This window comes from Halalkalibacter kiskunsagensis (assembly GCF_037027555.1).
Taxonomy (GTDB): Bacteria; Bacillota; Bacilli; order Bacillales; family Bacillaceae_D; genus Halalkalibacter; species Halalkalibacter kiskunsagensis.
Window position 1 is genome coordinate 16,328 of record NZ_JAXBLX010000059.1, and the last position, 10,973, is coordinate 27,300.

General features: G+C 37.5%; 8 protein-coding genes and 1 pseudogene. All 9 read right to left on the bottom strand.

Going from position 1 to position 10,973, the window contains the following annotated elements:
* Positions 1-301 precede the first annotated feature (301 nt).
* The 9 genes and pseudogenes from SLH51_RS21995 to SLH51_RS22035 all read right to left on the bottom strand — a co-directional run bounded on the left by SLH51_RS21995 (position 302) and on the right by SLH51_RS22035 (position 10,361).
* Positions 302-2,161: a heavy metal translocating P-type ATPase gene (locus SLH51_RS21995; protein ID WP_335963705.1), complete on the bottom strand. Its 1,860-nt coding sequence runs from the start codon at positions 2,159-2,161 to the stop codon at positions 302-304.
* Between the two features lie 710 nt (positions 2,162-2,871).
* A pseudogene (locus SLH51_RS24575) lies at positions 2,872-2,943 on the bottom strand (YjcZ family sporulation protein); the annotation flags it as partial.
* A 292-nt stretch (positions 2,944-3,235) separates the two neighbouring features.
* Positions 3,236-3,436, bottom strand: a complete 201-nt coding sequence (locus tag SLH51_RS22005; protein ID WP_335963696.1) for a hypothetical protein — start codon at positions 3,434-3,436, stop codon at positions 3,236-3,238.
* Positions 3,437-3,854: 418 nt separating this feature from the next.
* Complete coding sequence (locus tag SLH51_RS22010; protein ID WP_335963697.1) at positions 3,855-4,025, bottom strand: hypothetical protein; 171 nt, start codon at positions 4,023-4,025, stop codon at positions 3,855-3,857.
* A gap of 6 nt (positions 4,026-4,031) precedes the next feature.
* The gene (locus tag SLH51_RS22015; protein ID WP_335963698.1) at positions 4,032-7,037 is read right to left on the bottom strand and encodes a DEAD/DEAH box helicase; all 3,006 of its coding nucleotides are present in this window, start codon (positions 7,035-7,037) and stop codon (positions 4,032-4,034) included.
* Positions 7,027-8,292 (bottom strand): hypothetical protein, encoded by a 1,266-nt coding sequence (locus SLH51_RS22020; RefSeq protein ID WP_335963699.1) that lies wholly within the window; start codon positions 8,290-8,292, stop codon positions 7,027-7,029. The genes SLH51_RS22015 and SLH51_RS22020 overlap by 11 nt, the downstream gene beginning before the upstream one ends.
* Positions 8,293-8,479: 187 nt before the next feature.
* Positions 8,480-8,785 (bottom strand): AzlD domain-containing protein, encoded by a 306-nt coding sequence (locus SLH51_RS22025; RefSeq protein WP_335963700.1) that lies wholly within the window; start codon positions 8,783-8,785, stop codon positions 8,480-8,482.
* Entirely contained in the window at positions 8,782-9,489 is a 708-nt protein-coding gene (locus SLH51_RS22030; protein WP_335963701.1) for an AzlC family ABC transporter permease, read from the bottom strand. Before SLH51_RS22030 ends, SLH51_RS22025 begins: the two co-directional genes overlap by 4 nt.
* 269 nt (positions 9,490-9,758) lie before the next feature.
* Entirely contained in the window at positions 9,759-10,361 is a 603-nt protein-coding gene (locus SLH51_RS22035) for a hypothetical protein (RefSeq protein ID WP_335963702.1), read from the bottom strand.
* Between the last annotated feature and the right edge of the window lie 612 nt (positions 10,362-10,973).

Here is a 10,973-nt window from a genome sequence, read left to right on the forward strand (position 1 = left end):
TTTTAAGTGAACTATTGTTGTAATAGACAGTCTTTTTTCTTGGAGAATCATTAGTATCGGTTTTGTAAAAAACCTTTCTTTGTTTGATTTCATTTTATAACCTGAGTAATGTTCTAATCAATGCATTGAAAAGATAATATCATGCCTTTTTGATATGAATTGAGAAGTGATATTTCTGTAAAGTAGGTATTAGTATTATAGGACCAATAAGAGGTCAACCAGAAATATATCTGGTTGACCTCTTATTACGATCAGGAGTAATTTATGAAATAAATTAGTTTATACATATGTTTAATGTTGTTTATCCTCGTAAAAGCCTCAATCCATTTAATATGACAAGGATAGTACTTCCCTCGTGACCAAGTACTCCGAGTGGTAGAGAAATTTGCCCCATGAAGTTTGAGATGATCAACAAGAAGATAACGGCAATAGAGAAAATGATATTTTGTTTGACGATTCGATTCATTCGTTTGGATAAGCTGATAGCTTTCACAATTTTTGATAAATCATTTTTCATGAGGACGATGTCGGATGTTTCAATGGCGACATCTGTACCGCCTCCCATTGCAATTCCAACATTAGCTGTTGCAAGAGCTGGTGCGTCATTAATGCCATCACCTACCATCGCAATGCTTTGATATTTATTACGTAATTGTTTGATTTCCAATACTTTTTCCTCAGGTAAGCAATTTGCAACAAAGTGATCAACGCTCGTTTGCTTTTGAATGGCACTTGCTGTTTTTTCATGATCACCAGTTAACATGACAGTATAGATTCCGTGCTTTTTAAAGGACTTAATTGCATCGACTGTTTCTTGACGTATAAGATCCGAAAGAGCAAATAGGCCTACGACTTCACCGGAGTTACTAACATACACAAGTGTTTTACCATCATCTGAAAGTTTGCTAGCTTCTAAAGGGTAAAAAGTATCAGCAACCGCATCCCCAATAAAACCGCGCTTACCGATTTTCCACGTTGTATTTGAAATTCTTGCCTCTATCCCCAATCCTGAAACATCTTGCAAATGATCGACATCTTCAAACGACGTAACTCCTTGTTCTTTGGCAAAACGGACAACAGCTTCTGCTAACGGATGAGTGGATAACTTCTCAATAGAAGAAACAATTTGTAGAAATTCATGTCGGTCAATTCCGTCCCTAATAAGTACATTGGCTACTTCTGGTTTTCCTTTTGTTAATGTCCCTGTTTTGTCTAAGGCAATAGCCTTTAACGTCGCTAGTTTTTCTATGTGCATGCCACCTTTGAATAAAATACCATGGCGAGCTCCGCTAGACACAGCGGAAAGAGTAGCTGGCATAATTGAAGCAACAAGTGCACATGGCGATGCAACAACTAGTAACACCATTGCTCGGTACAACGTTTCTGTCCAACTCCATCCAAGTACATAATGTGGGAGAAACATCATCAATCCTACTAGTACAAGAACAATTTTGACATATGTGCCTTCGAATTTCTCTATAAATTGTTGTGATGGTGTTTTCTCATCTTTGGCTGTTTGGACAAGATTAATAATCTTTTGGAAGAGAGATTCTTCACTTGTTTTTGTGACTGATATTACAATCACACCATTGTTGTTTACCGTTCCTGCAAAGACGTTGTCGTTGATTACTTTGTCAATTGGGATCGATTCACCGCTTAGGGCTGATTCATCTACCATGGTCTGTCCACGAATAATTTGGCCATCTGCGGGAATTCGTTCTCCGGGCTTTATTAAAACATGATCACCAATAGATAGTTGTGATACATTGATTATTTGTTCACCGTGTTCAGCGAGCACGGTCGCTGTTTCAGGTTGAAGGTCTAATAAAGCAGAAATCTCACGATGGCTCTTGTTCATCGTATAGGCTTCTAAGGCACCACTCAAAGAAAAAATGAAAATTAAGATTGCACCTTCAACCCAATAACCAATTATGGCAGAACCAACAGCAGCGAAGATCATTAACAATTCAACATTTAGTGATCGATTATGAATGAAATCTAGTAGTCCTTCCTTGCCTTTAAAATAACCTCCTATTACATATGCACTTAAATATAATGGAATGGAGATTGATGAATAACCGAAATGTCCCATCAACCAAGCGATTACAATCATGGCACCACTCGTAAGTGCAAAAGAAAGCTCAAGTTGATGCTCGCTCATTTTGGATGTCTTATCCAATTTTTCATCACAGCTTTTTTGATTAGAACAAACATTTTGGAGAAGATCACACTTAGTACACTCAAGTTGTTGTAAACTCATTTTTTTTCCTCCTGTCATTTATAAAGTATGGTTTAATTGAGAATGAATGTCGATTTTAATAATTATTATTATTTGGGGTAAATATAATTATAATAATTTTAAACTGTGTGTTGCTTATTATTATCATATTAGAAATGAATTCATTTAGCAATAGTTATTAAGTGCTTATTTAATAAGGTTTTAGATAATTATTATCAATTAGATAAATGTAATTGATTATCATTAATGATTATAATATTAAATGTTATATGAATATTATAGAGATTAATTGAGAATGAGTATTAGTAATAATGAGAAGCGCTATTAGATGAAATCGAAAGTTGAATATGTGTGGATCCTGGGAAGATTATAAAAGTCGAACTCCATTGATCATTTGGCGGGGATTAATATCAGTGGACTAGTAAAGGGAGCGGGGGGACATAGTCAAAAAAGGAGACAGCTAGCGATATCACTGAGGTTGAATTCTTATACCGGTGTATGAGTAATAAAGTGACTTATTCCTTTATTTAATTTATTTCTAAAGCATTTATATAATTAGTAAGAGAGATGACTCAAATAAGTTGAGTCATTCTCCATTAGAGGAAGTGTTGCTGGATATCAAGATTGTGAAATTATTTACAGAAAGATGCTCCCACAATGATTAATAAGATAAACAGCACAACGATTAATACGAAGCTGTTATTTGGACTGTATGCACCAGCAACAGGACCGCCATAACCATAACATCCATAGCCGTAACCCATTTTCGAAAACCTCCTTTCTATTAGAACTACTATATGGTATGCGGACTTTTGAAAAATGTCTTAGGTATACGTAAAGTATTAAGCAAAAGAATAAGAAGTTGTTTCAGTTGCGGGTATAAAACAAAGAGGAAGCCTCGAAAGATACATATGTACCCAATGAAACTTCCTCTTTGTTTTTTTTTTTGCACCTCTGCATATAAATCGTTTTCTAGTACCTTTTGTTACATGCCTTTTAGGTCTTTTGGTCATACGAACGATGAACACCGGAAGATGAGTAGCTTTGAACCATTTTGTGCAAATTTTTGTGCGCTTCTCTTAATTTGATTGTCTCATCGATAATTTTTTGAAAACCTTCTAAATCCTTATCCGAGGCATTTAATACTGACTTTGAAATTCCTTCGGCGATTTGTTGTAAGGTAAAATCTCGGTTCACAAACAACGACCACCTTTCCTTAGGTTTTATTGGAATATTCACTCTTTTACTAAGTTCTGAAAGAGTTATCATTTTCCTGCAAGCAGCTACAAAAAGTTCTCTACATAATTCATCAGTATTAGGTAAAAAACTTATGTGAAAATAGGAAGATAAAATTCGATTTTACGTAAAGCTCCGATTTATGTATAAGTGCTATTTGCAGTCTCCTATGTTATCGTATATCGTTTATTCGTTGAAGTATAGCTTGTCCGTGACTTTCTTAGTTTCTTTAGAGAATGTTACATATTTTGCGATTGAATTTCATATTGCGAAAAATAGAAGAGAACCCACCCTCGATAAAAAAGTGGTTGAATAAAAGAAGAAAGATCAACTTAATATGCCGTTAGATCTTTCTTCTTTTCTAATATAATAACGATTCTTATCTCCATTTTCTTAATGCTTCTGCTTGTATTGCTTTTTTAAAGAGGCGATATTGATCATCATCATCTGTATTGTTGTCATTAGTTGAATTCTTTTTTGGGGAGGACTCTAATTTAACGTCTTTTCCGTACCAAAAGGAAGAAAAGGGTTTTTCTAGTTGTTGTTTCAAATGAAGTTACTCCTTTCGTGTTGGAATGGTTAATTGTATGAGCTCAATTATTTCTTCGTTCGTTAATTCTGTTACTCGTTGTTCACCTGCAGCAAGAATTTGATCGGCTAAAGCTTGCTTCTGCAATAGCATGCGGTCAATCCGTTCTTCTAAAGTTCCAGTCGTTACGAGTTTATGGACAGTAACATCTTTTGTTTGGCCTATGCGGTAAGCTCGGTCTGTTGCTTGATTTTCAACAGCAGGATTCCACCAGCGATCATAATGAACCACATTGGTTGCTGCTGTTAAGTTAAGACCTACGCCACCCGCTTTTAAGGAGAGGACAAAAAAGTTAATATTTTCATCAGTTTGAAAAGCTTGAATTGTCTCTTGGCGTTTCGTTCTTGTTAAGCTTCCGTGTAAAAAAGGAACTGTTTGCCCAAAACGTTTTTCAAGTGCTTTGGTCAGTAATCCACCCATCTCTTTATACTGAGAGAAGATAAGAATCTTTTCTTTTTTAGCATAAAGGTCATTTGCTAACGTGAGTAAGGCGTCCCACTTGCCTGACTCGTGTTCTTCTAGAGAACGTTCTTTGAGGAAATGAGCAGGATGATTACAAATCTGTTTGAGCTTCGTTAGACTTCGTAAGATCAGTGCTCTTCGTTCAAATGCTGTTACTTCATCTAATTTAGTGACAATGTCATCTACAACAGCTTGGTAGAGCGCTGCTTGTTCAACGGACAAATGAACATAATGTACTTTTTCTTCTTTTTTCGGTAGTCCTAACTGCAGAGACTGGTCTGACTTTTTACGTCTAAGAATGATAGGATGAATCAGCTTTTGAAGATTTTGCAGCTGCTCTTTATCTTGATCGCGTTCAATCGGTTTCATGAAAGTCATTTGAAAATCATGGTAAGACCCTAAGTAGGTAGGATTTAGGACATCAAGTAATGACCAAAGTTCGCGAAGACGATTTTCAATTGGAGTTCCTGTTAAGGCAATTCGATGAGTCGCTTTCATTTTTTTCATAACACGGCGTTGTTTTGTTTCAACATTTTTAATGTGTTGTGCCTCGTCCAAGATCAGACCATTCCAAGTCGTTTGTTGGAAAAGTTCGGCGTCTCTGACGGCCAATTGATAAGAGGTAATGACAAAATCCCATTTTCCATCATGTAATTGTTTTTCATCAAGACGGGTAGGCCCGTGATGGACAAATACACGAAGAGAAGGGGCGAACTGTTCGCATTCATTCACCCAGTTGTAAAGGAGTGAAGTGGGACAAATCAGTAAGAATGGGGAGTGCGTAATACCTTCTTTTTGTTGAGTGTTTAAGACATAAAGAAGGTAAGCTATCGTTTGTATCGATTTACCTAATCCCATATCATCAGCTAAACAACCGCCAAATCCAGTTCTTCTTAGATGAGCTAGCCATGAAACTCCTTCGTGTTGGTAGTGGCGAAGTTGCCCGTTTAATTCTGTAGGAATTTGAATAAGTGAAGGGGACGTTTTATAAAGCTCTTTGAGAGAGGTGGTTAGTTCCTTTCCCCACGAAACATCCCATTCGACGTCATCATTTAATTCAGAGTCACCGTCTTCGTCAAGCTGATCTAATTTCCATGTTTCTAAGAAAGATGCGCTACTTTCTGCTCCTTCTAAGTATTGTAAGAGCTTATTCGCTAATGAGCGGTCCCAAGACATCCATTCGCCATTGGCATAAAGAAAGGGACGTTGACCGTCGACGAATTCCTGAAAATCTCTTTTGCTAATTGAGTTATCACCTAGAGCAATGTCGTAAGTGAAAGATGCAACACTTTGCCAATCTAATAAAGGCTCACTCGTTGCTACACCCCCCTCAGGGGGTTGAATCTTTAATTTGACACGCGGCTTTTTCCTCTCAGTCATCCATTTAGGCACAATTAAATGAAATCCGATTTGTTCAAGTGAATGGTCAACGGTTGTAAATAATTCATATGCTTGTTCTGGGCTCAATGATAACGTTGGTGCAGATAACCGCAAAGGCTTTAAAATGTCTACCATTTCTTTTGCTTTTTGTAAATCGATTTTCAACTGGGCAATCGGGTTCTCGCGCCAAGGGTGTTCACCCTTTTCTAACTGATCCATCTCAACCATGATCGAAGGGCGTTTCCGATCAACCATACAAAGGGAAACCTGCCATTCACCATCTTTAGTTGTCGGCTCTTGCAGGGCTAAGCTTGAGATAAAAGGTTTTGTTTGTACAACACCTATTTGTTGCTGAAATACAGTTGTTGATAATTCAGTAGTTAATTTTCCATTTTTTGATAGGTTGTTTACGAATGGCAACCATTTCTCATTAATGGATTGCTGCCATTCTGTATATGCAGACGATACAGCTGGTTCATGCAATAGCGACCGAATCATCGCATCAGATAGTAATGTCCCGATCTCTTGTAATTTTTGTACTGTTGTGATACCGGACGTTTCTTTTTGTATATAGCTCGTATTTGGGCGAATACACCTACCTGATAATGGAATCATCTCTAGCCATTTTTCATAAGGAAATTGATCTAGTTGCCACTCCCCAGATGAAGTGGGAGAAAATGCACCTTTTATTATATATTCTTGAATACTGTGAAAGAGCTTTAACCACATGATTAGGTCTGGAGCAAGTTCTAGTTCGCTTTCTTCATGCCATTTTTGGAAATAGGGCAAGTACGTAATAACTGAGTCGATGTCAAAAACAAGCCCTTCAAGCGGAAATGAGTATTGGGTCATGTTTTCCTGTGCTTGATAAACCGTCATTTCACCTGCCATTGAAGCGTAGACTCTTGAATGAATAGGTACATCAATGACTGCTTTGTCGTTTTGAATAAATGTTCCGTAGAACGACGTCTGATCAGATTGAAATAAGGTAAGCTTTAGTTCAAATGGCGAATATAAAAAAGGATATTGGAAATTAACTATTTGGTCGAAGCGAGAGGTTGGTGCTCGTTCACCCCAAATAAAGAAAGATTCTTCTAGCCAACCGCCATGGATGATGATCTTAGAGTCCAATATGTTTCAACTCCTCAATGAATGCTCTGTAAGTTCGGTACAGTTTCTTCAACCTTCTTACATAGTCCATAAATATCATTTGATCTTCTTTGCTTTCATATAAAGATTGCAATTCTTTTAAGTAGGCTGCAGCCTGTTCATAATGAATTCTTGACTTCTTTTCAACGAGTCGCACAATATATTGATGATAAATTGGGCGTGCTAGTATAGGGTTGACCTTTTTTATGGCTTGTAATAATTCAACCTTCTCTTCTCGTAATTTAAGGGGGTCACGTTCATTTTTTAAAAGATAACGAACGGCTTGTTCGTGTTTTTCAAACGTAAGCAATATTTTTTCGTAAGTCTTTGCAACATCCAATTGATGTAGGCGTTGTTCAAGTTTTGGTAGTAAGTCTTCGATAAGATCATGTTTCTGTTCACTTGACAGATGTTGAACATACGTTTGAAATCGGTTGAAGCTTGGTGACATTAACCATCTTTGCCAAATTGATTCCTGTTCTTTTGAACTCATCGGTAATGCAGTGTTCATTTCATCTGCATATTTTTGAAGGGATCCATAATGGCCAGTCTTCTTTTTCGGAAATAATACACTGAACCATTGTTTCATCGTACGCCAACGGCCACGAGTTTTTAATAATTGAAAGTGTGATGCTACATCTTGTTCATGAAAAAAGTCTCCATGCTTTTGAAGGATTGCTAAAGATGTTACTTCTTTACCGGCTAATAATGCGATATAGCTACAAGTAAGTGCGAAATTACGCGAACTATCAGTAGCTGTAATCGATTTCGATAGAAACTGTTGATACACATAGTCGATCTGCTCTCTCGGCATTTGCAAGAGCAATTTGAAAAGGAGTGATGGCCAAGGGGCATGTGTTGCTTTTGGCTCATCAATCATAAGGTCAAGCAGTTTACTTAAGAATTGGCGTTCTTGGTCTGAATCTAATTCAGTAATATACTCCAAGATGTCATGACTTAACGATTGGTAGAAGTACGAGAAACGACGATCGAACTCTTCATATTGATTCGTACGTCTAGAAAGTAAATAAATCCCTCTCATGTATGTCAAGAGGTCTTGCCATGGGTTATCACTAGTTAAATTTGCTACCCGTTTTTTTGCGTCATTTGAAACTTGCTCAAGGTTTCGATTGTTCACGTATCTTGAGGAAGTAATCAATTTATACGTGTGGGCAACATCTTGTTCTAATACACGATACAGTTCTGACTCTTCTTGAAAAAGCGAGCTATTGGTCAAAAGTCTCACCTCTTTTGCGAAAAATTCCATTCTTTCATTGTATCGTTTTAAAGAGAAGAAGAAAAGCGAACAGTGAAATAATCTCAAAGTACAGTGAGTGCGATTTCCTCTACATAAGACAAAAAAGGTGACTCAAGAAAGGATGCAGCCTGACTTTGCATACCTTTAGAGTCACCTTTTTAGATGATTATACAAATATGGAGAGTAGCATTAGTACGACGATGCTACTCATAACTACGACAATCAAATTTGCACCAATATAGGCCACAATGATAGCGGTAATGCTTCCAATAATTCCATACCATATATTTTCATGAACAGATAAAATACCAGGAAATATTAGCGCGCCTAGAGCTGCATAGGGTACATTACGTAAGATTGCTTGAAACCACGCAGGGATTTTTTCAATATTCATAAATACAAGTGGGAGCATGCGCGGAATATACGTAACAAGAGCCATACCAGCAATGATCAATAAGTTTGTCATGTTCATGTTTTGTGCCCTCCTTTACGATGGAATAATTCAATTCCTGCTGAGACAAGTAAAGTGGCAATGATAATAGACCAACCATTCGGCATGAAGAGGGAAAAGATGCTGTTACATACTGCGGCGCTACCAGCTAGTACGATAACTTTCTGATGTTTTTTTATAGAGGGCATAAGCAATGCAATAAACATAGCGTATAAGGCTATTCCCATACTTTGTTGCAATGTTTCTGGTAATACCGTACCAACAAAATACCCGATGCCAGAATTAATTACCCAGCTTATGTATGCAATCGTTGCTACTCCCACGACAAAACCGGTTTTTACATGTCCTTCTTGTGTCGTTGTTACTGCAAATACCTCGTCAGTAATTCCAAAAGAGTAAAGAGCTTTCACAATTGGATGGTCATTTTCTACACGTTCACGTACAGAAGCACTCATAAGGAGATGGCGTATATTTACAATAAAAGTAGTGAAAATGATTTCAAATGCGCCTGTCCCTATTGCGATTAAATTTAGCGCCATATATTGAGCAGCACCAGCGTAAACGAATAAACTCATGGCTACTGTTTCAATTAAAGTTAACCCTGTACTTTTAGCTAATAATCCAAACGTTAGAGCAGCCGGGAAGTACCCTAGGGCAATACTAGATCCAGCCAATAATCCTTTGCTGAAGGCTGATCTTTGAGTAGTTAAAGTTGTTGTTGACATTCCTTTTCTTCCTTTCTATTCATTACAAGAGCAATTATTAAAAGCGGGATCTACAATTATATCATTTAGATTGTAAAGGATTCAGTAAAATTTTGACAAGTGATGTCACTTATTTAAGAATAATGGATGTAAGTAATGAGTATGAGGAAAAGCGAGCTTAGAGGCAACTAGAAATGGTGGGCCCGAAAAAATGCAAGCACGACGTAATGTGCTTGCATTTTCGTTGCAAGTAATGAGTGCAACGAATACAGATGCATTTTGTAAGGTTGTTAGAGAAGTTGTTCCACTTGTTCGCGACGTGATAATAGTTTCTTTAGCTTCTTTTTGTGTGATTCAATTAACCAGTCGTCTGAATCGAGAAGAGCTTCGTGTAGCTCCATTAGGACATAATCAATTTCAAGATTCATCATATTATATATCGTACGTGGCTCAAGTGACTTCCCATCATCTTTGTACTGAATCATCGATCCATTTCGGTTCATCATGACCTTTTCACTCCCATCAATTTCGATCATCGACTCAATATCACCGGATTGGTATGAAGTAATATAGAGGGGGCCTTCGGTGGAACGTTTTACAATGCCATTGCCTTTTTCATGTTGCAGCAGCTTCTCAAGCGCACTTGCTAACACATCATCATATACATGAAGACTGTCAGCAGATAGAGTGAGAAATTCTGTATTTCGGGTAAAAGGGAGCTCATGTAAGGAATCCTCTAGTTCGATCATAAGATAAATTGTTTTCGCATCATAACGCCAAAAGAGAGAGTAATGTTGGCTCATCATTCTTTTAATAAACTGGTGTAAGGCTGGTTTAGATAATTCAATATAGACATCGGAAAACTCCACTTCAACAAACGAATCTCTCATCATTATTGACACACACTCCTTTGACAGCTTCGCATTGCTAAGGTTATGGTTGCTTTATCATATGTTGAATAATCAAAAAAAAGAAGCAAAACGCCCAGTTTCAAGAGAAATGGGCGTGAATAATATAAAAAAAATGAGACATTCGCTGATAATGATTAAATAGGTATTTTACTAACCAGCTTAAGACTGCAATTCGATCATTGTGTTAAGAAATAAAAAAGTAGATGGAAAACAAAAAGGAGAAGATCAAGGGCACTGAAAAAGTCCATCGAGGAAGCGGCAATGGCTCCGCACGTTGCGCGCCCGTGGATTGAGAAAACCACTCATAGCGGGCTTTAAGGTGTGAGACACTTCTCACCCCAATGGCAACGGTTCCGCTCATTGCTTAGATTATAAACAAAAGGGGTAAGATCGTCCTAGGTCGTAAATAGAGCGAACATGTATTGCAATGGCTCCTCACGCCGTGCGCCTTTTGAGAAGAGCGCTCAAAAGGCTTAAATGATAACGGCGGTTCCGCTCATTGCTTAGATAATAAACAAAAAGGGGTAAGATCGTCCTAGGTCGTAAATAGAGCGAACATGTATTGCAATGGCTCCTCACGCCGTGCGCCTTTTG

Bases quoted from the DNA above. Each gene is read 5' to 3' on its own strand.
- SLH51_RS21995 (WP_335963705.1), bottom strand. From the start codon at position 2,161: ATGAGCGAGCATCAACTTGAGCTTTCTTTTGCACTTACGAGTGGTGCC.
- SLH51_RS22030 (WP_335963701.1), bottom strand. From the start codon at position 9,489: ATGTCAACAACAACTTTAACTACTCAAAGATCAGCCTTCAGCAAAGGA.
- SLH51_RS22025 (WP_335963700.1), bottom strand. From the start codon at position 8,785: ATGAACATGACAAACTTATTGATCATTGCTGGTATGGCTCTTGTTACG.
- SLH51_RS22035 (WP_335963702.1), bottom strand. From the start codon at position 10,361: ATGATGAGAGATTCGTTTGTTGAAGTGGAGTTTTCCGATGTCTATATT.